Origin of the sequence: Pseudomonas sp. SWRI51 (genome assembly GCF_014268825.1) — a bacterium.
GTDB classification, from domain to species: domain Bacteria; phylum Pseudomonadota; class Gammaproteobacteria; order Pseudomonadales; family Pseudomonadaceae; genus Aquipseudomonas; species Aquipseudomonas farsensis.
On the sequence record NZ_JABWRG010000008.1, the window covers coordinates 48,742 to 71,330 of the forward strand.

General features: G+C 61.4%; 21 protein-coding genes. 9 read left to right on the plus strand and 12 right to left on the minus strand.

Annotated elements, in window-relative coordinates:
- Positions 1 to 83: 83 nt before the first annotated feature.
- Both HU720_RS04970 and HU720_RS04975 read right to left on the minus strand, forming a co-directional pair.
- Entirely contained in the window at positions 84 to 1,052 is a 969-nt protein-coding gene (locus tag HU720_RS04970) for a FecR domain-containing protein (protein WP_186517753.1), read from the minus strand.
- A complete protein-coding gene (locus HU720_RS04975; protein WP_186517755.1) occupies positions 1,053 to 1,565 on the minus strand; it encodes a sigma-70 family RNA polymerase sigma factor in 513 nt (170 codons plus the stop codon).
- A 242-nt stretch (positions 1,566 to 1,807) separates the two neighbouring features.
- Here HU720_RS04975 and HU720_RS04980 point away from each other — a divergent pair, with 242 nt between their 5' ends.
- Both HU720_RS04980 and HU720_RS04985 read left to right on the plus strand, forming a co-directional pair.
- A complete protein-coding gene (locus HU720_RS04980; protein WP_186517757.1) occupies positions 1,808 to 3,112 on the plus strand; it encodes an MFS transporter in 1,305 nt (434 codons plus the stop codon).
- 39 nt (positions 3,113 to 3,151) lie between these two features.
- Entirely contained in the window at positions 3,152 to 3,922 is a 771-nt protein-coding gene (locus HU720_RS04985; RefSeq protein WP_186517759.1) for a substrate-binding domain-containing protein, read from the plus strand.
- Here the strand turns inward: HU720_RS04985 and HU720_RS04990 are convergent.
- The 4 genes from HU720_RS04990 to HU720_RS05005 all read right to left on the minus strand — a co-directional run bounded on the left by HU720_RS04990 (position 3,908) and on the right by HU720_RS05005 (position 7,799).
- A complete protein-coding gene (locus HU720_RS04990) occupies positions 3,908 to 4,816 on the minus strand; it encodes a LysR substrate-binding domain-containing protein (protein WP_186517761.1) in 909 nt (302 codons plus the stop codon). The two genes, HU720_RS04985 and HU720_RS04990, sit on opposite strands and share 15 nt — an antisense overlap.
- Positions 4,817 to 4,916: 100 nt before the next feature.
- Positions 4,917 to 5,525 (minus strand): L(+)-tartrate dehydratase subunit beta, encoded by a 609-nt coding sequence (gene ttdB, locus HU720_RS04995; protein ID WP_186517763.1) that lies wholly within the window; start codon positions 5,523 to 5,525, stop codon positions 4,917 to 4,919.
- The gene (gene ttdA / locus HU720_RS05000; protein WP_186517866.1) at positions 5,522 to 6,421 is read right to left on the minus strand and encodes a L(+)-tartrate dehydratase subunit alpha; all 900 of its coding nucleotides are present in this window, start codon (positions 6,419 to 6,421) and stop codon (positions 5,522 to 5,524) included. The genes ttdB and ttdA overlap by 4 nt, the downstream gene beginning before the upstream one ends.
- A gap of 46 nt (positions 6,422 to 6,467) precedes the next feature.
- On the minus strand, positions 6,468 to 7,799 hold the full coding sequence (locus tag HU720_RS05005) for a dicarboxylate/amino acid:cation symporter (RefSeq protein ID WP_186517765.1): 1,332 nt from the start codon (positions 7,797 to 7,799) through the stop codon (positions 6,468 to 6,470).
- 171 nt (positions 7,800 to 7,970) lie between these two features.
- Here HU720_RS05005 and HU720_RS05010 point away from each other — a divergent pair, with 171 nt between their 5' ends.
- The gene (locus HU720_RS05010; protein ID WP_186517767.1) at positions 7,971 to 8,879 is read left to right on the plus strand and encodes a LysR family transcriptional regulator; all 909 of its coding nucleotides are present in this window, start codon (positions 7,971 to 7,973) and stop codon (positions 8,877 to 8,879) included.
- Positions 8,880 to 8,960: 81 nt separating this feature from the next.
- Here HU720_RS05010 and HU720_RS05015 read toward each other — a convergent pair whose 3' ends face one another.
- Positions 8,961 to 9,290, minus strand: coding sequence for a DHCW motif cupin fold protein (locus tag HU720_RS05015; protein WP_186517769.1), 330 nt, complete (start codon positions 9,288 to 9,290; stop codon positions 8,961 to 8,963).
- 376 nt (positions 9,291 to 9,666) lie between these two features.
- Here HU720_RS05015 and HU720_RS05020 point away from each other — a divergent pair, with 376 nt between their 5' ends.
- Entirely contained in the window at positions 9,667 to 12,072 is a 2,406-nt protein-coding gene (locus HU720_RS05020) for a TonB-dependent siderophore receptor (RefSeq protein ID WP_186517771.1), read from the plus strand.
- Between the two features lie 133 nt (positions 12,073 to 12,205).
- Positions 12,206 to 13,330: an alpha/beta hydrolase gene (locus tag HU720_RS05025; RefSeq protein ID WP_186517773.1), complete on the plus strand. Its 1,125-nt coding sequence runs from the start codon at positions 12,206 to 12,208 to the stop codon at positions 13,328 to 13,330.
- Between the two features lie 4 nt (positions 13,331 to 13,334).
- Here the strand turns inward: HU720_RS05025 and HU720_RS05030 are convergent, their stop codons facing one another.
- The 3 genes from HU720_RS05030 to HU720_RS05040 all read right to left on the minus strand — a co-directional run bounded on the left by HU720_RS05030 (position 13,335) and on the right by HU720_RS05040 (position 16,290).
- The gene (locus HU720_RS05030; protein ID WP_186517775.1) at positions 13,335 to 13,625 is read right to left on the minus strand and encodes a hypothetical protein; all 291 of its coding nucleotides are present in this window, start codon (positions 13,623 to 13,625) and stop codon (positions 13,335 to 13,337) included.
- Entirely contained in the window at positions 13,622 to 14,674 is a 1,053-nt protein-coding gene (locus HU720_RS05035; RefSeq protein ID WP_186517777.1) for a hypothetical protein, read from the minus strand. The genes HU720_RS05030 and HU720_RS05035 overlap by 4 nt, the downstream gene beginning before the upstream one ends.
- 62 nt (positions 14,675 to 14,736) lie before the next feature.
- A complete protein-coding gene (locus HU720_RS05040; protein WP_186517779.1) occupies positions 14,737 to 16,290 on the minus strand; it encodes a hypothetical protein in 1,554 nt (517 codons plus the stop codon).
- Between the two features lie 196 nt (positions 16,291 to 16,486).
- Between HU720_RS05040 and HU720_RS05045 the strand changes: the two genes are divergently transcribed.
- Together HU720_RS05045 and HU720_RS05050 are read left to right on the plus strand one after the other, a co-directional pair.
- Positions 16,487 to 17,842 (plus strand): PBS lyase, encoded by a 1,356-nt coding sequence (locus HU720_RS05045; protein WP_186517781.1) that lies wholly within the window; start codon positions 16,487 to 16,489, stop codon positions 17,840 to 17,842.
- Between the two features lie 117 nt (positions 17,843 to 17,959).
- A complete protein-coding gene (locus HU720_RS05050) occupies positions 17,960 to 18,934 on the plus strand; it encodes a D-2-hydroxyacid dehydrogenase family protein (RefSeq protein WP_186517783.1) in 975 nt (324 codons plus the stop codon).
- Here the strand turns inward: HU720_RS05050 and HU720_RS05055 are convergent.
- Positions 18,925 to 19,944, minus strand: coding sequence for a hypothetical protein (locus HU720_RS05055; RefSeq protein ID WP_186517785.1), 1,020 nt, complete (start codon positions 19,942 to 19,944; stop codon positions 18,925 to 18,927). The genes HU720_RS05050 and HU720_RS05055 overlap by 10 nt on opposite strands.
- Before the next feature lie 276 nt (positions 19,945 to 20,220).
- On the opposite strand from HU720_RS05055, the gene HU720_RS05060 reads away from it, so the two are divergent.
- Both HU720_RS05060 and HU720_RS05065 read left to right on the plus strand, forming a co-directional pair.
- Positions 20,221 to 21,003 carry a hypothetical protein gene (locus HU720_RS05060; RefSeq protein WP_186517787.1) on the plus strand — a complete coding sequence of 261 codons (783 nt, stop codon included), beginning with the start codon at positions 20,221 to 20,223 and terminating at the stop codon, positions 21,001 to 21,003.
- 29 nt (positions 21,004 to 21,032) lie between these two features.
- Positions 21,033 to 21,944, plus strand: coding sequence for a LysR family transcriptional regulator (locus HU720_RS05065; protein WP_186517789.1), 912 nt, complete (start codon positions 21,033 to 21,035; stop codon positions 21,942 to 21,944).
- Between the two features lie 6 nt (positions 21,945 to 21,950).
- Here the strand turns inward: HU720_RS05065 and HU720_RS05070 are convergent, their stop codons facing one another.
- Positions 21,951 to 22,457, minus strand: a complete 507-nt coding sequence (locus HU720_RS05070; protein ID WP_186517792.1) for a DMT family transporter — start codon at positions 22,455 to 22,457, stop codon at positions 21,951 to 21,953.
- Positions 22,458 to 22,589 lie beyond the last annotated feature (132 nt).

Here is a 22,589-nt window from a genome sequence, read left to right on the forward strand (position 1 = left end):
TGGAATAAGGGGTTTTCACACCTGTTGCCAGCCGAGCCCGAAAAAAGTATCAGCCCTGACGCCATTTATTTTCGCCGCCACCCTCAGCGCGCGGAAACCAACGTCCAATAACCGCCCATGTGCTGCTCCACGCTCAGCCCGTAGGTGGCCGCCAGCATGCCCAGCGTCTGCTGGCGATCTGCGACCGGGAACGCACCGGACACCCGCACGCCGGCAACCTGCGGGGCGCAACGGATGACGCCGCGGTGGTAGCGCGAGAGTTCGCCGAGCACCTGGTCAAGGCGCATGCGGTCGGCCAGCAGCATGCCTTGGGTCCAGGCGCTGAGGCTGTCGTCTGTGGGCTGCAACACGCCAACGGTGTGCGCATCAAAGTCGGCACGCTCACCGGCGCGGACCACCTGAAACGCACCCTCGCCAACGGCGCCTGGCTCGATACGCACAGCACCTTCAAGCACCGCAAGGTAGGTGCGCCCTTCACGCTCGCGCACAGTGAAACGCGTACCCAACGCCTGCATACGGCCTTCGGCAGTGCCCACGCGCAGTGGCCGTTGCAGGTTGTCGGCGCCGCTCTGCACCAGAATTTCCCCGCGCAGCAGGTGGATATAGCGCTGGGCCGCGTCGTAACGCACATCGATTGCCGAGTCGGTATTCAGATACACCCGTGTGCCGTCCGCCAGCGTCAATTGCCGGCGCTCGCCAACAGTGGTGCGGTAATCGGCCGCCCACCCGTGCTGCTGATACTGACGCCAGCCCAGCCAGCCTGTAGGCGCCAGCGCCAGCAACAGTGCCAGGCGCGTGATCGCCGCTCGCCGAGCGGGGTCAGCCGGGCGCTCAAGGGCCGATAGCGCAAGCTCCGGCGGCAGCCCTCCAAGCTTGCCCAGCAAGCGCTCGGCACGTTGCCAGGCACGCTCACGCTCGGGGCTGCTGGCGCGCCAACTGGCCAACCCGGCCTGCTCGGCCTCACTGACCTCGCCTGCGCTCAGGCACATCAGCCACTCAGCGGCTTCTTCCAACGCTTGGGTATCCGGCGCCTGCCGGGCAATGGGGCGCATTTAATCGAGCAACTGCAGGCACTGAAGAAAGGCCTGCTTCATGTAGCGTTTGACGGTGATCAGCGACACATCGAGCTGGTCGGCAATGGCCTGGTACTTCATGCCACTGAGCTGCGACAGCAAAAACGTACGCCGCACCAGCGGCGGCAAGGTATCGAGCATCGCGTCGATTTCATGCAGCGTTTCAAGAATGATCAGCCGGGTTTCCGGCGACGGTGCTTCGGGGGCCGGCAGTTGCACAATGGCAGCCAGATAGGCGCGTTCAAGGGATTTACGCTTGCACCAATTGGCCAGAATCCCGCCGGCGACGCAACTAAGGTAGGCGCGTGGTTCCTCGAACACATCCACCTTCGAGGCAAGAATGCGGGCGAAGGTGTCCTGGGCAAGGTCCGCCGCATCCATGGCGTTGCCCAGCCGCCTGCGCAACTTGGCATACAGCCAGCCATGGTGGCCGCTATAGAGTTGTTCGACGCTACGCACGTGGTTGCCGCTGACGGGCAGCACTTCGCTCATGGGGCGATGCTTTCTGCAAGTGAGAATTGTTACCAATGTTAATTGAGCAGCCGAGCACTGCGCAACCCGCAAATACGCGCCCGCCTGCCCCTCTATTAATCCCGCAATCAACCCATGCAGCCCACGATTGATCGCATCCGCGCATCAATTGATGAAAAAACAACGATTATCCCCAGCCCTGCTTTGGTCGAGAATCCAGGTAACAAGCACTTACAAATTTTAAAAAACGCTGGAGATCCACCATGAGTCTGCCTTCACATCCGGTGCCCCAGGGCAAATCCAAAGCCGGGATGGTGTTCCGGGTTACGTCCGGGAACTTCCTTGAACAGTTCGACTTCTTCCTGTTCGGCTTCTACGCCACCTACATCGCGGCTGCCTTCTTCCCTGCCGCCAACGAATTCGCCTCACTGATGATGACCTTCGCCGTATTCGGCGCAGGCTTCCTGATGCGCCCACTGGGCGCCGTGCTGCTGGGGGCGTACATCGATGACGTCGGCCGGCGCAAAGGCCTGATCGTCACCCTGGCGATCATGGCCAGCGGTACATTGCTGATCGTGCTGGTACCTGGTTACAACACCATCGGCCTGTGGGCCCCGGCCCTGGTGCTGATCGGGCGCCTGCTGCAAGGTTTCTCGGCCGGCGCCGAGCTTGGCGGTGTGTCGGTCTACCTGGCTGAAATGGCCACGCCGGGCCGCAAGGGCTTCTACGCAAGCTGGCAGTCCGCCAGCCAACAGGTCGCCATTGTGGTCGCCGCAGGCCTTGGTTTTGCCCTGAACCAGTGGCTCTCCACCGCCGAAATTGCCGACTGGGGCTGGCGCGTGCCGTTCGCCATTGGCTGCCTGATCATCCCAATGATCTTCATCCTGCGCCGTAACCTGCAGGAAACCGAAGAGTTCACCGCCCGCAAGCACCGCCCAAGCATGAAAGAAGTGATGGCAACCTTGCTCAGCAACGCCGGCATTGTGCTGCTCGGCATGCTGATGGTGGCCATGACCACCACCGCCTTCTACATGATCACCGTGTACGCACCTACCTTCGGCAAGACCGTGCTGCAACTGAGCACCAGCGATGCGCTGATCGTGACCCTGCTGGTGGGTGTATCGAACTTTATCTGGCTGCCAATCGGTGGCGCCCTGAGCGACCGTTACGGCCGTAAAACGCTGCTGGTGGCCATGTCGGCGCTGACCCTGCTCACTGCCTACCCTGCGTTGTCGTTCCTGGCCCAGGCGCCAAGCTTTGCGCACATGCTCGAAGTCCTGCTGTGGTTCTCGCTGCTGTACGGCCTGTACAACGGCGCGATGATCCCGGCGCTGACCGAAATCATGCCGGTCGAGGTGCGTGTGGCTGGCTTCTCCCTGGCCTACAGCCTGGCGACCGCTGTCTTCGGCGGCTTCACCCCGGCGATCTCCACCTGGTTGATCCACGAGACCGGCGACAAAGCCGCCCCCGCCTACTGGATGATGTTCGCAGCGCTGTGTGCCTGCACCGCCACGCTGGTGATGTACCGCCACTTGGCTACGCGTGCGCCAGTTACTGCCCAGGCATGACGCCACTGCCCCGTTACACTCAGATTTGGAAGTAGCCCTATGAAAGTATCGTTCAAGCCAGTACTGGCCCTTGCGCTTGCCGCCTGCTGCAGCCTGACCCAGGCCGCCGACCTGACTGTCATGACCTCCGGCGGCTTCACCGCCGCCTACCAGCGCCTCGGCCCGCAATACGCCGCCAAGAGCGGCGACACCCTGACCACCGTGCTCGGCCCCTCGATGGGCAAGGCACCCCAGGCCATCCCCAATCGCCTGGCCCGGGGCGAGCACGCCGACGTGGTCATCATGGTTGGCTACGCCCTCGATGAGCTGATCAAGCAAGGCAAGGTTGACCCAGCTTCGCGGGTTGAACTGGCCGACTCGCGTATCGGCATGGTGGTCAAGCAAGGCGCGCCCAAGCCTGCCATCGCCACCGCCGCGCAGTTCAAGCAAACGCTGCTGGCCGCCAAATCGGTGGCCTACTCCGACAGCGCCAGCGGCGTGTACGTGGAAAACGAGCTGTACAAAAAGCTTGGCATCCAGCCGCAAATGGCCCCCAAGAGCACCATGGTAGAGCGCCTGCCTGTGGCAGAGCAGGTTGCCAAGGGTGAGTACCAGATCGGCTTGCAACAGGTGGCCGAGCTGCTGCCGGTGCCGGGCGTGACCTTCGTTGGAAAAATCCCCGAAGAGCTGCAATCGGTGACCCGCTTCGCTGCCGGCATCCCTGTCGGCGCCGAGCACCCGGCTGCGGCCAGGCAACTGCTTGACTACCTCGCCTCCCCTGGCGCCCAGGCAGATGTGCGCGCCAGCGGCCTGGATTCAGTTGCGCGCTAAGGTCCCGGGCAGTTCGCGAATCAACCGCTCCATTTCCAGCGCCGCCGGTGTCAATGTACGCCCGCGGCGCTTGAGCAAGCCCATCTGCCGCCGCACTTCGGGTTCCACCAAGGCCACTTGGGTCAATACCGGATGCGCAGCCCCCGGCATCGCAATCGACGGCACCGCCGCCACCCCCAACCCTGCCTCGATCAGCCCCAGCACGGTAGTCACATGCCGCGCTTCACACACGCTCTCGCGCCCAGCCGACACACCACTCAACGCCCTGTCGAGCACAAGCCGGTTGCCTGACGAGCGACCCAGGGTGATGTGGGCATGCTGGTAAACCTGCGCCCACGTCACGCAGGCCTCCTGCGCCAGCGGGTGATCCTTGCGGCAGGCCATCACGTAGCGCTCTTCGAGCAGCGGGCTGAACTCGATTTCCGGCGCCAGGTTGCCGGTAAAGCTCAAGCCGAAATCGGCCTCGCCCGAGGCTACCGTAGCGGCCACTTCGTTGGCCGAGGCGTCGAACAGGTGGATCTTGATGCGCGGGTATTGGCTGTGAAAGCTGCGAATGGCATCGGGCATGAAGTAGTACGCAGCCGACGGCACGCAGGCGATGGTCAGGCTGCCGGTACGCAGTGCACCACCATCCCCAACGCTGAGCAGCGCCAGGTCCAGGTCGTCGAGCAGGCGCTCGACCTGGGGCAGGAACGAGCGGCCGACGTTGGTCAGGGAGACTTTTCGGGTGGTGCGTTCGAGCAGCTTGACGCCAAGCGCCGATTCAAGCTTCTCGATACGCCGGCTTAGAGCCGATTGGGTAATGCGAATGGCATCGGCGGCGCGCCGAAAGCTGCCCTGCTCGACCACGGCGCGGAAGGCTTGCAGGTCGTTGAGGTCGAAGTTGATGCTCACCTGGGGGTGGCTCCGCTGGTTTGATCGAAAATATGCATCAATGGTATTTCGAATAGGCCAGCGGGGCCAGTGTGCTCGGGCGTGCCGCGCACTCAACGCTTTATTTGATAAACCGCACCTGGCTGTTGATCTTCTCGATCACCGCACCTTTACGTTCATTGAAACGGGCCTTGTTCTGCTCGAACAGGTTGTTCCCCTTGGTATCGATCGAGATGATCAGCGGCCCGAACTCGCGCACCCGGTTCACCCAGAGGGTTTCCGGCATGCCCAGGTCTTGCCATTCGGCCCGCTCGATCTCTTCCACCTGGGTGGCCGCCAACACCGCACACCCTCCCGGAAACACCGCATGCACGGCTTTGTTTTCCAAGCAGCCGGTGGTGGTTTCCGGGCCCATGCCTCCTTTGCCAACAATCAGTTTGACGCCGGTCTGCTCGATGAACTGTTTCTCGAACTTTTCCATGCGCATGCTGGTGGTCGGGCCGATGGAGACCATCTCGAAGCTGCCATCGTCCTTCTTGCGCACGATCGGCCCGGCATGGAAGATCGCCCCGCCGCGCAAGTCGACGGGTAACTCGCGCCCCAGCTCGATCAAGCGCCGGTGGGCGACGTCACGGCAGGTCACCAACTGCCCGGTGAGATACACCACATCACCCACATTGAGGTCGGCCAGGTCTTCGTCGCTGATTGGAGTGTTGATGATCTTTTTCACAGGACTACACCTTCATGGGAGAGGATGTCATAGGAGAGATCGGCATTGATGCGGATCTTGCCGCGTCGGTGCGCCCAGCAACCGGTGGACACCGCTACGCCGATGGTCGAAGGGTGCCGCGCCGAGGACTCGATGTTCACACCCATGACGCTGCTGTTGCCGGTCAGGCCCTGCGGGCCGATCCCGATCTCATTGAGGCCGTCTTCGAGCAGCTTCTCCATCATGGCCGCGCTTTCGTTGGGGTGGGCCGAGTCCACCGGGCGCAGGATGGCTTTCTTCGACAGCCGCGCTGCGGTTTCCACCGAGGTCGAGACACCCACCCCGACCAGCAAAGGTGGGCAAGCATTGACCCCGCGCGAGGTAATCACATCGAACACGAACTCGGTCACCCCCTCATAGCCTTGCCCCGGCATCAGCACCTTGGCCGAGCCCGGCAAGGTGCAACCGCCACCGGCCATGTACACATCGACGATGGCGTAGTCGGCATCGGGGATGATCTCCCAGTCCAGCCAGGGGATCTTCGAGCCGGTGTTGGTACCGGTGTTCTTCTCGATGAAAGTTTCCACGGCGTTATGGCGCAGCGGGCCCTGAATGGTCGCTTCCTTGGTGGCGTCCTCAAGGATGCCTTCCATCTCACCGAGCAGCGGAAAACGCGCACCGGCCGAGATGAAGTACTGGATCACCCCGGTGTCCTGGCAACTGGGGCGGTTGAGCTTGTCAGCGTACTCCTGGTTATCGGCCATGGAGTCGTATACGGCGATCGCCAACGGGTTGGTTTCAGCTGCGCGCAGCTTGGCAGTTTTTTCTTTGACGTCCTTGGGCAGGCGCTTGCCGATATAAGCCGTAAACTTGGCCAGTACATCAGTGAGCGTTGCTACGGCGGCTTCTTTATCCAGGGTGCTATCCACGGTGTTGTCTCCTCTTTGCATCACAAGGCTTTGGTCAGGCGTTTCGGGGAAAGATCACGGCGCTCACAGGCGCTTCGGGTTCTGGCTCAGACTGCGGATCGTCCGGCACTTGGCCGTCGAGCACCTGGGTCATGCGGTGCTGGTCAAGGGCGCCGACCCAGCGGGCGATGGCCACAGTGCCGACGGCGTTGCCAATGGTGTTGGTGATGGCGCGTGCCTCTGACATGAAGCGGTCAACCCCAAGCAGCAGGACCATGCCCGCCACCGGAATGTTGTCCATGGTCGCGAGGGTCGCGGCCAAGGTGATGAAGCCTGAACCTGTAACGCCAGCCGAGCCCTTGGAGGTGAGCAGCAGCACCCCGAGCACGATCAGTTGGTCCATCAAGGTCAGCGGGGTGTTGGTGGCCTGGGCAATGAAGATCGCGGCCATGGTGTAGTAGATGCACTGCCCGTCGGGGTTGAAAGTCAGCCCTGAGGGGATCACCAAACCAACTACAGGCTTGGATACACCGACGCGCTCAAGCTTGGTCATCAACTGCGGCACGACCGATTCGGACGAACTGGTACCCAGCACCGTGAACAGCTCTTCCTTGAGGTACTTGAGCAGCTTCCACAGACTGAACCCCGAAAGCCGCGCAATGAACCCGAGCACGATGACCACGAACAGGAAGCAGGTCAGGTACATGGTTGCCATCAGCTTGCCCAGCGACACGATAGAGCCCAGGCCGTACTTGCCCACGGTGAACGCCATGGCGCCACAAGCCGCCAGCGGTGCCAGGCGCATGACCATGCCAACGATGTGGAACATGCCGTGGGAGAAGGATTCAAGTACATCCACCACCGGCTTGCCACGTGGCCCAAGGTGCGCCAAGGCAATACCGAACAGGCTGGAGAACAGCAGGATCTGCAGAATTTCGTTTTTGGCGAAGGCGTCGGTGACACTGGCCGGAATCAGGTGCAGCATGAAGTCGGTGAAACTGCCAGTGCCGCCTGCCGCAGCGCTTGTGTAGGTGGCAATGCTCTTGGCATCAAGAGTCGCCGGGTCGACATTCATGCCCTGCCCCGGCTGCACCAGGTTGACGACCACAAGGCCCAGTACCAAGGCGAAGGTGGACAGCACTTCGAAGTAAATCAGCGCACGCGAGCCAACACGGCCCAACTCCTTCATGTTTTCCATGCGCGCAATGCCCAGCACCACGGTGGCAAAGATCACCGGGGCGAAGACCATCTTGATCAGCTTGATGAAGGCATCGCCCAACGGCTTGAGGTCGGTTGCGAACTGGGGCCAGAGCACCCCGAGCAGAATGCCCAGGGTCACCCCGATGAGCACTTGTACATACAGTTTTCCAAGGTATCGCTTGGCCATTGCCGTCTCCGAATTATTGTTGTGAGTCGGATTGATTGGCGTCTGGGCAGCCCCGGCAGGCAGCTGGTTAGCCCAGTTTTTTTGTGGTTAATCACGCCAGGCAACGGTAATGGTTTTTCCAGAAAGCTGTAATACAATCGAATTCACATCATTAGTTCCCTGGAGTTACCAATGAACCCGGTCTCGGAACTGGCTTTCTTTGCCCAGCTGGTGCGCCTAGGGAGCCTGGCGGCCACCGCGCGCGAACTGAATCTCACCCCGCCTGCGGTTTCCAAGCGCCTGGCGCAGCTGGAACAACGCCTGGGTGTACGGCTGCTCAACCGCACCACGCGCAGCATCAGCCTGACCGCCGAAGGCGAGACCTACCTGGTCAACGCCCGGCGCATCCTCGAGGAAATTGCCGAGCTTGAGCGCCAGGTGTCCAGCAGCCGGGCCGAGCCCAAGGGGCTGCTGCGGGTCAATGCACCGCTGGGCTTTGGCCGCACCCATGTGGCACCGGCCATTGCCTCGTTCGCCCGGCGCCATCCGCAGGTCGAAGTGCAGTTGCACCTGACCGACCGGCCGATCAACCTGCCCGACGATGCCATCGATGTCGCCATCCGCTTTGGCGAGCTGCCTGACTCGCGCCTGATTGCCCGCCGTATCGCCGTCAACCGCAGGCGGCTATGCGCAAGCCCCGATTACCTGGCCGCCTGCGGTACGCCACAGGCCCCCAAAGACCTGGCACAGCACAACTGCATCGTGCTGCGCCAGAACGATGCAGCCTTCGGCCTGTGGCGTTTCGCCCGCGGCAAGCAGAGCGAGTCGGTAAAGGTGCATGGCCGGCTGAGTACAAACGATGGCGAGGTGGCGTTGAACTGGGCGCTGGATGGCCAGGGCATTCTTATGCGCGCCGAATGGAATCTGGCAGAACACCTGCGCAGTGGGCGGCTGATAGAGGTATTGAAGGACTACGACACACCGCCTGCGGATATCTATGCGGTGTATCTGGAACGGCTGAACTTGTCGGCGAAGGTATCGTTTTTCATCGAACACCTGCGCGCGTTCTTCAGCCAAGGGGCCGATTGGCCGCAGGTGTAAGCAGCGGCCACTGGCCGCCCTCAATTGCGCAAGGGCCCCAGCCCGTTCCACAAGCGCTGGGGGTTCTATAACAAGCTGCGTTCAGTCGACGATGAACAACTTGGCGCCGCTCGCCGTCGAAGAGCGATGCGCCTCGGCATTGTCGGCCACCTGATAGCTCATGCCTGCGGTGAGCGTGAACTGCCGGCCATCATCAAGCTCGGTGTCCAGTTGGCCCTCAAGGCACAGCAGGATATGCCCCTTGCTGCACCAGTGGTCAGCGAGATATCCAGCGCTGTATTGCACCTGGCGCACACGCACAGCGCCAAACTGGCAAGTCCGCCAATGGGCCACGCCTTGCTCGCCGGGGTGCTCGGTGCGTTCGATCTGCGACCAGTCGGTGATACCGAACGGGATAGCGTTGATTTCCATGGTTGCCTCATGCAATGACAGGTGGCCAAACGTACCCACACCCCACTGCCGGCAACAGATACAGAGCGCTCGTTTTTACGCCATACACCCTGCACGCGCAGGCTAGCGAAACGCTTTCCAGTTCTGCAGAACAGGGTGTGGAGCGCACCCGAAAGCTGGCTCGGCAAACCAAACCAGAACAGGGCTGTAGTGATCGTACTCTCACGCGGATTGCGGGCATTTTGCCATTATCTGACACCCCACTCTCGCCCAAACATCTGTTGACAACCCCAAGATAGAGCGGCAACCATCCCGCCCCTTTTTATGCGATGGATTATCATTAGCATTACTATTATTTCTAATGAGTACGCCTTATCGAACAATCAGGAGTCAATGGATGTCCGCTCGCTTCACTCCCCTCGCTGTCAACGTTCGCCAAGCCGCACTGGCAATCGGCCTCTCTGGATCGCTTCTAGGCAGCGCTTGGGCAGCGCCCGTCAGCTACAGCATCCCGGCGGGCTCGCTGGCAACGGCCATCAACGCGTTCGCCAAGGCCAGCGGCGTCGTCGTCAGCTTCAGCAGCGAGGATAGCGCCGGCCTGCACAGCGAAGGACTGCAGGGGAGCTTCGAGCCCGAACAGGGCCTGGCGCAACTGCTACAAGGCACCGGCCTGCAGGCCCAGCAAGCCGCCGAAAACCACTATTTGCTGGCCCGCCCCAGCAGTGGCGCAGCCTTGGAGCTGGGCGCAACTACGGTCTCCAGCGTGCAACTGGGCGCCACCACCGAGGGCACCGGCAGCTACACCACAGGCTCGGCCAGCACCGCTACCGGGCTGCGGCTCTCGCCGCGTGAAACCCCGCAGTCGGTCAGCGTGGTAACCCGTCAGCAGATCGAAGACCAGAACCTCACCAACGTTACCCAGGTGCTGGAGCAAACCCCGGGCGTGGTGGTCGACAGCATGGGCCCGGCCGGCAGTGACGCCAACCACATCTATGTGCGGGGCTTCGAGGTAAACAGCATTCAGGTCGACGGCATCAACCGGCCCACTAGCTTTGGCGCCAAGGACGACCTCGCCGACATGGCGACCTATGACCGCGTCGAGGTGGTGCGCGGCGCAACAGGGCTGATGTCCGGCACCGGTGACCCCGGCGCTACCGTCAACCTGATCCGCAAGAAACCAACCTTCGAGACCCAGCGCAAGCTAACCCTTCAGGCGGGCTCCTGGGACAGCTACCGCACCGAGTTGGACGTCTCCAGCAAATTGTCGGAAAGCGGTCACGTACGTGGCCGCCTGGTCGCCTCGACCACCGACAATAAAAGCCATGTCGACCGCCAGAGCCTGGAACAGCAGGTGGGCTACGGTGTGGTCGAATGGGACCTTACCGACAGCACACTGCTGACGGTAGGTGCCGAATACCAGGAAATGGACAACCAGGGCGCTGGCAACCACGGCTTCCCGATGTTCAATACCGACGGCAGCCACTTCAGGCCTTCGCGCTCATTCAACTCGGCCGCAGACTGGAGTTACCACAAGCGCCGCACCAAGACGCTGTTCACCACCCTGGAGCAGCAACTGGACGATGGCTGGCAGCTCAAGCTCAGCGCCGAACATAACCGGCGCAGCTATGACGATGCGTTTGCCACTGCGGCCGAAGGCACGGTCAACCCCGATGGCAGCGGTATCAACACCTGGACTGGCCGCTGGGCCGGCGCGCCTCGGCAGACCTCCTTCGACCTGTCGGCAAACGGCCCGTTCGAGCTGCTGTCGCGCGAGCACCTGCTCTATGTGGGCGCCAGCCACTACCGGTCCTACTACCGCAACGATGGGTTTGATTTGTGGACTAGGCAAAGCATCGACGACATCAACAACTGGGACGGCTCGCTGCCAATACCGGCCTCCATCTACGCGAAGACCACCAAGGACGCACTGGATGAAACCCAGGACGGCCTGGTGGCGTCGGTGCGCTGGAGCCTGGCCGACGACCTTTCGCTGATCACCGGGGCACGGGTCATCGACTGGCAACGGGACGAGTCACACTATCGTTACTCGACTGGAGAAACACAACGCTCGTCGCGCAGCGAAACCGGCGTTGTCACGCCTTACCTGGGGCTGGTGTATGACATTGACGACAACTGGTCGGCCTATGCCAGCTACACCACTATCTTCAAGCCGCAGAGCAACAAAACCGCGGCCGGCAGCTACCTCGACCCGCTGGAAGGCGTGAACTACGAACTGGGCCTCAAGAGCGAGTTCTGGGACAAGCGCCTGACTGGCGCACTCAGTGTGTTCGAGGTGCATCAGGACAACCTGGCAGTCCCCGACGGCCTCCCGCCGGGGCCGAACGGCGAGCAGACTTACCGCTCGGAGTCAGGCACTAAAACCCGTGGTTTCGAGATGGAAATGGCCGGGGAAATCATGCCGGGCTGGCAGGCTTCGGCCAGCTACACCTATGCCGAAGCCCGAGACGCCGATGACAAGCGCCTGCTCACCGAAGTCCCGCGCGACACGTTCAAGCTGTTCACCAGCTATCGCTTGCAATCGCTGCCGCAGTTGAAGGTTGGCGGTGGGGTGCGCTGGCAGGGCGCCGAGTCCTACAGAAACTCTGGGCCAAATAAAGAGACGTTTTACCAGGACGCCTACAGCATCGTCGACCTGATGGCGCAGTATGCGTTCACCCCGCAAACCAGCGTCTCGCTGAACCTCAACAACGCCCTGGACAAGACCTACTACACGGCAATTGGCGCGCGTGGTTGGTACGGCACCCCACGCAGTGCCACGGCTACGTTGGTCTACGCCTTCTAACCCAAGCCCGGCGCCCAGCAGCTGTGCAGCTGTGCGCCTCGGAAAAGCGTGATCCGTCGCTCGCCATGGGATATCTTGCCGTCCGCCCCTTGAGGGATCAGGCGAATAAAGCGGCGAAGACAGGATGGCGGCAATGCACCACACAATGGAACGTAGTTCGATAGCGGCCGCTGGCAAACGGCTGGCTCTTCTGGTGTTGATCGCCGTGGGCGCAGGCTTGGTCGGTTGCGCATCAAGCGGCTACGACCGTGGGGATGGCCTTGCCGGCACGGTGGGCCATAAAGTCGTGCGTACCTACTTCGCCACCGACCGGATGCTCACCCACGATCCGGACCCGCGCAAGATGTTCACCGAGGCAGGCAGCGAAATCAGCTACGGCGTATGCGAGGTCAGCATTCCGCCCGACCACGATGTCGGGCGCCTGGAGTCGCCTTCGGTATGGCGGCTCGAGTTCAAGGAAAACCCTGACCGGCATGTGGTGTTGCTCGACACCTGGGTCAAACCCAGGAACGAGTTCTACGCAGGCCTTGCCAATCGCGTTGCGCAAAGCCAGGGCAAGAACCTGCTGGTGTTCGTGCATGGCTACAACGTGTCGTTCGAAGATGCCGCGCGGCGCACCGCGCAAATGGCCAATGACCTCAATTTTGATGGCGCGCCGGTGTTCTACAGCTGGCCCTCGAAAGCCCGCGAGTCCCTGTACTTCGTCGACCGCCAGACGCTCGAGCGCTCCACGCCCCGGCTCAAGGCGTTTCTGGCCGATGTGTTCGCGCAATCGAATGCCGAGAACGTTTATATCGTGGCGCACAGCATGGGCAATCAGGGGCTGACCAAAGCCCTGGCCGAGCTGCGCGAAGAAGACCCCGGCATCAAGAGCAAGCTCAAGGAGCTGATCATCGCCGCCCCCGATATCGACACCGCCGTGTTCAAGGAGCAGATCGCCCCTGGCCTGGTGGCGGCGGCGCAAAATATCACGCTGTACGCGTCATCCCGGGATGTCACCATGACCCTGTCGCACTACTTCAATGGTGAGTACCGCCTGGGCGATACCCGAGGCGGGGTCCCCGTGATCCCCGGCATCGAGACCATCGATGCCTCCAATGTGGACACTGACTTCTATGCCCATTCCTATGTGGGCAACAGCAAGTCGGTGGTCATGGACCTGTCGGCGCTGATTCAGTCCCACGCAAGGGCCGCGCAGCGAGCCAAGTTGAAAGCGACGAAAGCCAAAGGCGGCAATTACTGGACGTTCGAGCCCTAAGCGCTCAGGAAGTCAGCATGGGTATCAGCGCCGCAATGGCTGCACAAGCCTGGACTACCACAGTGGCCAGCAGCCATTTCGGCCATCTGCGGATCCACCAGTAGATAGCATTGAGGATGAGCGTTATCAGGTTGGTGAGCCAAAGCACCACCAGCGCGAGGGCGCCCGACAGGTCGACCGGCGATGAGCTGTTCATCTGCAGGGCGTAAAGCGCCAAGCCGAGCCCCAAGATCAACGCAGCAACCGAAAGGTAGCCAATACAACGGGTGAGCTGCAGTGCACTTGAAGGGTTCATAGGCCGGCCGATGTGTCCAGGTTGACGTCATTCAGGGGAAACTCATGGCGCACAAAGTTTACACATTCGCCTTCGTACCATTGCACCATCAACCTGCACAGTTCCAAGCCGGTTGTTGCAGTAGCTTGCGAGGCGCGCTGAAAGTCCTCGCCACTGCTCCCGTATGCCTGGCTTGTGGATTGGATGAACCCATGGATGGCGGTATTGCGCGCCTTGCGCCAGACGTCCACTTGAGCTAATAACTGTTCCGGGTCGTCAAAGGCAGCAGTACGGTGTTGTGATACCTCGTTCAGTAGCGCGTGCAGCGAAGCCCCGTCTCGGGTAATGTCGTTCGCGATGAGGAAGTTGAACAGGCAATTACTGAACAGGCACTCCTGCAAAGCGATGGCTTCAAGGTAAAACCCGCTCTCCAAGGCGCTTCCCATGCGACACAAGGCCGCCTGATAGGCCTGATGTCGCGCTTTGAGTTCGCTCACCGCGGCGCCGTACTCGATATTTTTATGCCGGCTGAGCTGCAAGGCTTCAAACAAAGAATACCCAGATCGTTGTATCTGAGCCCGATCAAACTGCTTCTGAAATTTATAAAACGCATTATGGTAGCCATTAATGAAAGTCTGGACCGCGTACCCGATATCGTCTGCCCAGGCGAAGTACTTGCTAGGTGATTCAGGCTCAGGCAATCCTGCAAGGGTATGCCCTATCGCATAGATCCAGTCATTGGAAACGTGCACGAGTGCGCCGATATGGATGCAGGTCATACGCTTTTCAGGAAAAACATACGCCAGCCCAGGCTGCCAATCAATGATGCCCTGCCGCTCAATTTTCTGAGCGGCTTCATCGGCGCCCAAACGGTCATGAATCAATTGCAGCAAGAGCGCATACACCGCGATGGGCTGCGGAGCCAAATGAAGCTTTTCATCAAAACCGAAGCAGTGCGACAAATACACGCAAAAGGGCTCCAGCACGAGCCGCCCATCGCCGCGAATAAATGTATAGTTGGTGATGTCATCTATAAAAGCCTGACGCTCAGGAGAAACATCAATGACCATTGCACAGCCTCCAGTTCCACTACGCCCCACGGCGCAGGGTCAATTCCATGTCAACCCAAGGGTCAAATCAACGAGTCAATTTTCCGGACAATCAAACCGTTCTTCACGCGTAAGCGCACATAGGGTATCAGCGTTTCAGGGTTTCGATACACTGCCGGGGAATACCCTAGCAACTCGGCATAGTCGGCCGCTTGCTTGCCCAAATCACCGAACTTGGCATCAAACATTTGATCCTCAGCGCTGCCCTGTAGCCGTTTGTATTGCCGTTTGCAAAAAGCGCAAATCTCGACATAGAGTGGCATGAATAGCGGGCCGGCTGTGTACTTAGCACCCTGTAGCGCACGATAGAAAAAATCTCTCGCCTGCTCATGTTCACCCTGCCCGGCAGCTTGGACTGCCTGGCGCCATTGGTCCATCCAATGAGTAGGCTGCGCAATGCGCTCGTACCATCGCTCTGCGCCTAGCGAGCGGTACGCGGAGCCGTAAATGAAGTCTAGTGCGCGAGGAATTTTGAAGTCACCGTCCTCCAAACAGCTCCATTTCATGAGTGTTTGCGTGTACGCTCGATAAATGCTCATCACAGGGTCGATATCGCCTGGTTGTAAACTTTCCAACCTTTCAGAGATTTTATCCAACGTATGACTTACAGGGAATACCGCTCCGAGGCTTGCTGGCGCTGGATAAGGATTACCGTGCCAAGATGGGGCTCCTGCGGTACAGGTGGTGAGTTGAAGATTGAGGTTGTGACGCATGAACGCCTGGAACACGCGCGTCGCAAAGGTTCTAGAATCTATCTTTTCAGTGAGTAACGACGCGAGTGGACGGATCGTCTCGAAGACATGGCTGAACTTAATCTTGTTTGCCTTGGAAAATCGGGCTAACGTTTGCTTGGATCGGGTATCAGCAGCTATTGATTTCAGATCACGAGCCCATACATCAGCGGCGCTTGCGGCGGGTGTCTTGGCGCTTTCGTGAAACTGAAATAATCGATAGCGAGAAACCCCGCACTGCTGCAGCGCGCCATCTATAAAATCAAGCAGGGGCCACTGACTACTTTTGGACATGCACGATGGCCATATTCTGCCTGCTGGGGAGTCCTCGACCAAAACATCCAGCACCTGCATTAACGTAAACTTTATAAAAAAGGCATACGTATTGACACCGGTCGCCGGGCACTCCCGCAAGAACTCCTGATAGTGCAGCATTGCAGCCCGATAAAAACAGATTGCCAGTTGCTGAACCTCATAGCGCTCATAGCGTTCAGCAATCAGTGCTTCAACATAAACAGTCAGTTCCGTGCACTCTTCATAGGAAGCAAAATCGGAGCGGGCAGCCCCCTGCACCAGACTTTGAACAGAGCGGTCTTTCCTGATAAGCGTGGCCGCTTGCGGAGCGATCTGCGAAGTGACTGCAACTAGTTCACCCAAAGATCCATACCTGCCATCCGGCCTTTTGATCGCCTCAAAAGCCTGCCCCAAGACTCTACGCCTTGTTTGTTCCGTCGCCGGAACAGTGAAGGTGAATTCACTATTGTCGCTATTCCATATCCCCAAGCAGTCACACAGCGTCTTGTGGAACTCGCCCAATGACGGCATTTTACTGTCAGTTAGTGTCACGATATCGCCCCGCTGCTCTATATATTTCCATATTAAGCGAACGCGCGTTCAATTCTAGGTATCAAAACCGCGATGGTGGCATTCACGATGCACAGGGCATAGGTTACCCTCTCACGGAACGCTATGGCTTTGTACGTCGGGCTTGGAAGCCGAGCCAGCATTGCACAAGCTCGAACACGCTGTTGAGGGAACAAATATGACACCCACTGGAAGCTGGCTGGATTGGCTAAAGGCAAAACAGACACCCGCCGCGTCATGGGCTGACCAGCGCCGCAACGAGGCATTGGAGCTGATCGCCAGCACCGCGCAAAGCGGCAGTTGGGCGCAGTTGAGCCGGCATCACAATGGCTTTGTACGTGAAGTGGCGGTGCGTGAGCTGGCCAGCACGCCATCGCCTGAAGCACTGGTTGAACTGATCGAGCGCCTCAATGACTGGGTGCCGCAAGTGCGGGAGCTGGCCGCCGCTGGCATCAAGGCCTACCTCAACAGCCCCGGTGCACCCGCATTGCTTTGCGCCCTCGACCCACTCATGGCGCTAGCTGCTCGCCAGCGTGCCGACCACGGCCCGACGCTGGCCAAGGTGCGCGCGGTGCTGCAAGGCGCCGATGTGCGCGAGGTGGTCTACGCGTGTTTCCAGGTTCGCCATGGCAAAGCCGCGTGCTACTTGTTCGCGCTGTTGCTGGAGGTGGTCGAGCCGCCTGGGCCGCTGCTGCGTGATGGCCTGGCCCACCGTGAACTGAACGTGCGCCTGGCGGCGATTGCGGCCTGCGAAGCCAACGCCGGTGCCGAGGCCGTGGGACTGCTGGAAGCTGCGCTGCCACGCTCGACTGCCCGTGTGCGGGTGCGGCTGCTGCGCGCTCTGGTGCCCCTGCTCGAAGACCCGAAGGCGGTGCTGCAGGCGGCGCTGCTGGATGCCTCCCCGGCGGTACGCAGCTTTGCGCGTTGGGAAGCGCCACGCCATGGGGTGGACGCTCACGCCGTGCTGGCCGCGCAACTGGCACAGCCTATGCCGAGCCTTAAAAAACACTGGCTGGGGCTACTGGGGCTTGCCGGGGAGATTGGCGGCGAGCTGCCCGAAGCCTGGCGCAGTGCGGCATTGTTGGCTGGCTATCCGTCGGTGCGGCTTGCCGCCGTGCACCTACAGGATGATGCATCGGCAGGCACCCTGCTCGGGCTGCTCGAAGATGACGCCGACAAGGTCTTCGATGCGGTGATCGCGCGCCTTGGGAAGCTGCCCTGGGCTGCGCTCAACGCGCCGGTCAGCGCAAGCCTGGACACGCACTGGCAGCGTTTGCCAGAGCAGCGCCGGCGCCAGGTGCTGGGGTTGATGTCGCCGTGGCAACAAGCTGCCTACCTCGTCAAGCGGATGCAGGCAGAGCCTGTGCTTGAGGATTTCTGGTTGCAGGAAATCACCCGCTGGTGCAACCGCCAGTACCGGATAGTCGACCCGGTAACGCCAGTTGCCGAGCGTGAGACGCTGGAGCAGACGCTCAAGGGCCTGGCTGCATCCGGGCTTATCGAGCGGGGATGCGTGGCGCGTGTGGTGAAGTGATCAGCACCTGGGCCAGCCTCCCGCAAAATCACAAGCGACGCGTTCGCGTGCAGGAGCGCGTCAGGCTCTAATCTGGAGCTACAATCCGTAACCTGCGCCACGCCCGAGCCCACCCGCATGCACATAATCATCCCAGACGACTACCAGAACGTCATCCGTACCCTCGACTGCTACCGCCGCCTGGCTGGCCACGAAGTCACCGTGCTGCATGACCGCGAACCTGCCTCGCTTGATGAACTGGCCGCACGCTTTGCCAATGCCGATGCACTGGTACTGACCCGAGAACGCACGCGTATCGACGCGGCCCTGCTGCAACGCCTGCCGCGGCTCAAACTGATCAGCCAGACTGGCAAGATCGCCGGCCACCTCGACCTTGCTGCCTGCACCGCACACGGTGTGGTGGTGACCGAGGGGCGCGGCTCACCCGTGGCGCCGGCAGAGCTGGCCTGGGCGCTGATCCTCAACGCCCGTCGCCAACTGGTGCCCGCCATCGACGCAATGCGCCAGGGGCTGTGGCAGGTCAATCTGGGCCAGGCCGTTGCCGGTCAGGTGCTGGGCATCTGGGGCTACGGCAAGATCGGCCAACGGCTGGCGCGCTATGCCCAGGCATTCGATATGCAAGTACTGGTGTGGGGCAGCGAGGCCAGCCGCGCCGCTGCCCAGGCTGACGGGCACCGGGCGGCGGTCTCGCGCGAGGCGTTTTTTGCCGAGGCGGATATCCTCAGCCTCAACCTGCGGCTGTCCGACAGCACTCGCCACCTGGTGACGCTGGATGATCTTGGGCGGATGAAAGCCGACGCGCTGCTGGTCAACGTCAGCCGCGCCGAACTGATCGCACCAGGCGCCTTGGAGCAGGCATTGGATGCCGGCAGGCCGGGGTTTGCGGCGCTGGATGTGTTCGAGCAAGAACCGCTACTGAACCCTCATCACCCGCTGCTGCGTAACCCGCGCGTGCTGTGCACGCCGCACCTGGGCTATGTGGAAAAAAACGGCTATGAGCTGTACTTCGGCGATGCGTTCAACAACGTGCTGGCCTATTGCGCCGGAGCCCCGACCCAGGTGGCCAACCCCGAAGCACTGGGTCACTCGTAGTCGTCGCTGACCTCCAGCGGGTAGATGCCCACCTGACTGATCGGGTAGATGCCCAGCCGTTTGCCGGTGACCTCGTCGTGGGCCACGGCCTGGCGTGCCGGTAGCGCATTGCCGGTGGTAAGGTCCTTGGCGGGCGCCTTGTCATTGGCGGCGAAAATCAGCCTGCCTTGCCTGCCCTTGACCACCGTGCCGGCCGGGTACTCCATGCCCTGGAGTTGCAGCGCCTGGGCAAGCTGTGCCGACCAAGAGACAACCTCACGGCGCTCGCTATCGAGCACCAGGCGCAGCGCCAGCACGCTCATGCGGCCCAGGCGGATGGGCGTTTGTGACTCATCGGCCTGTAACTGCCACCCGTCCTTGCCGATGGCATTCAACGTGACCGCGTCCGGCCACTGGATGCCGCCCGCGTGGCTGCCAGCGGCGAGCGTGCAGCGCCCCAGGCGCCAGTCAGCGAAGACGAACGGTGCGTTGAAGGGGTAGACCATGTGCACCTCGCTTTGTGGCGAGCATTGCCAGCCTTCAATCCAGGCTGGGGCCGCGATGGCCAGGTCAGCCAGGCCACGGGCGCCGTCGAGTTCGAGGCGGCTCACCTGCATGCCGAGAATCTGCCCGGGAGTGCGTTTGAATTCGGCGCGCTTGAGGCTTGCCAGGCCGTACGGTAGTGGGTTGCCGCTGAGGTCGCTGAGTGGCGCAAGGCGTTGCAGCCAGACGTTGGTACCTGCTGGCAAATGCAGGTCACCCAAGGTTTGCGCCTGCCCAAGCGTTGGATTCAGCGCCTGGCTTTGCTGCCACTCTTCAAACCACTGATAGAACAAGCTCAGCATCGGCAAGCTGCCCAGCAGCAAGAGCACGGCCAAGGGGATGAAGCGGCGGCGCAGCGACCAGAAATAGGCTCGCCGGCGGGGGATGCACAGGGCGACCAGGCCTACCGTCAGCGCCAGCAAGCATTGCAGGGATAGCAGCAGAAGCAGGAAGGCGACAAGCATGCCTGCGGGGTTTACCGGGATCATCGACTTCCTTGTGGATTTGCACGCTGGCTGGCGCAGGGTATTACAGAATTTGAAAGGAGCAAGCGTTTTAGGGTTACTGCCCCGCGATGAGCATGGGTACCCATGCGACTCTGGCTGGATGCTGGAAGCCAAACCGTTGTGGCGAGCGGGCTTGTACAAAACCATGGAACCGCCCACTGGAAAGACCCAGCAAATGAACTCGCGACGAACCCAAGGTATACTCCCCAACCGTCGCGCCCTTGAGCGCTGCGTTGCCCAACTTCTGCAGGATGCACCATGTCGAGCCAGCAAATCGCCCCCCTCCCCGACACCACCCTCACCGCCCCCCCCGCGCCGCTCACTGAGGCTCTGAACCTGCTGCAGCAGGCACAGGCACGGCTGGCCGAGCGAGTGCGCACCATCAGCCGCGGGTTCCTGGCCGTTATTTCGGTGTTCTGTGCCTTCTTGCTGATCAAGTGGGTATGGGCCGGGCACTACTTCGGCGGGCCAATCCTCGCAGGCATCATCTGGTGGGTACTGGGCTTTCTTTATGGGCCGGTGTCGCTGCTGTGGCGCCCGCAGCAATGGGCGGTCGACAAAGCCTGGAAGCATGCCGATGAAGTGCGCCGCGAGGCCGGCAAAGCGTTCATGGAAAGCCAGGCCCTCGGCGCCTACCGCTGGATCACCCGCAACGGGCGCATGCTCGGCGTTTACCCCGACAGCGGCATGCTCTACCTGCTGGCCGACTACAGCGGTGAACGCCATGCGTTGATGGACGCCACCCGCGTGGTCAAGCAGGTGCGCGTCGATGAACAGGCGCAAACCAACGTCACCAGCAATACCACCACCACCCACAGCAGCCGCCACGTCTACGGTTTTACCAACAACTGGGGCATGCTCGGCGGCGGCAAGTCACGCTCGACCACCACGACCACCAGCACCACGGTGCGCAGTTTCACCCTGCAGGTGCAGTTGCAGTGCGAAGGCCAGCACCCGTTCTGGGTGGAAATGCCCTTCGGCGCCGACTGGCAAGAAGCGCAAAACTGGAAACTGCTCATCGAGCAGGCCGTAGGCCGATAAGCCGGCCCGATACCCACTCAGGCCCCGCCATGGACGAACTGCGCAAGATCGACCTGAACCTGCTGCTGGCGCTCAACGCGCTGCTCAGCGAAAAGCATGTCACCCGCGCAGCCGTTCGCCTGCACCGCAGCCAGCCCGCTGTCAGCCACGCGCTGGCGCAGTTGCGCACGCACTTTGACGACCCGTTGCTGGTGCGCCAGCAAGGCCGTATGGTCCTTACGGCGCGTGCCCAGTCGCTGGCCAAGCCACTGCAGGATGCGCTGGCCAGCCTCAATGGCCTGCTCGCTGCGCCCAACTTCGACCCGGCCTCGGCGCAGCGGCGCTTTCGGCTGTCGCTGTCTGACTATGCCTCGCGGATCATCCTGCCGCCGCTGGTGAAATTCCTGCGGCGCAACGCCCCCGGCATCGACCTGGCCATCAGCCAGGCCAGCCGCGAGGTCATGATGGCGCAGTTGCAGGACGGCGAACTGGACCTGGCCCTTGGGGTATTCAACGACGTGCCCGAAGGCATCACCTTGCAAGCGCTGTTCAGCGAGGACTTCATCAGCGTGGCAGACCGCAACAGCTTGCCAGCCAGTGGCGCGCTGCCGCTCGAGCAATGGCTGGCGCGCCCCCATGTGCTTTTGGCGATGCGCCCGGATGCCTTCGATGAGATCGAGCGCGCCCTCGCCGCCCTCGGGCTCAGCCGCCATATCGCGCTGGTGTTGCCGCACTGGAGCGCAGCCCTTGAAGTGCTGCCAGGCACCGACCTGGTGCTGACCGTCGCCAGCCGCGCAGCAGCCTCGGTCGAGTGCTACGACGCCCTCGCCCGCTTTGCCCCTCCCTTTACCGCGCCACGCATCGCGTATCAGCAGGCCTGGCACGCGCGCAAGGACAACGACCCCGCGCACCGCTGGCTGCGCGAAGCGCTGTACGCCTGCAGCCAGCCGCAGCAGGGCTAGGCCGGCCTACTTGCCGCCGTGCACCGCGACAGCTGCCGGCGCAGAAGTGCCGACGCCCTGCACCAGCAGCACGCCACCCATAATCAACAGCACACCCGCCACCTTGGCGATGCTGACCGGCTTCTCGGCAAGCCCCATCAAACCGAAGTGATCCACCGCCACTGCCGTGAATATCTGGCCGGCAACGACCAGCATCAAGAAGCCCCCAGCGCCAAGCTTGGGTGTCAGCGCGGCCGCGCCCGCCACATACAACGCACCCAGCACGCCGCCGATCCACAGCCACCAAGGGCCTTGTAACGCCTTGCCCAGGTTGGGCGCCGCAACCCGCAGCACCAACAACGCCGCCACCACAACCACGGTACTGACCAGCAACGATGTCAGCGCGCCCCACAATGGGTGCCCAAGCGCACGGCCCACAGCGGCATTGCTGGCGGCCTGGAACGGAAGTGCTGCGCCGGCTAGCAAGGCCAGGCCTGCCGGAAGGAACGCAAAAAAAGTGGCTTTGCTGAACATGGTCTGCCTCTGCATAAAAGTGGTTGGCAGACGATCCAGCATAGCCATCATGGATGGAAATCGAAAATATGCACCCTCCATATTCGTATCCCGAATACCACCAATCACCCGAAACCTGTCCCGGACGCCGAC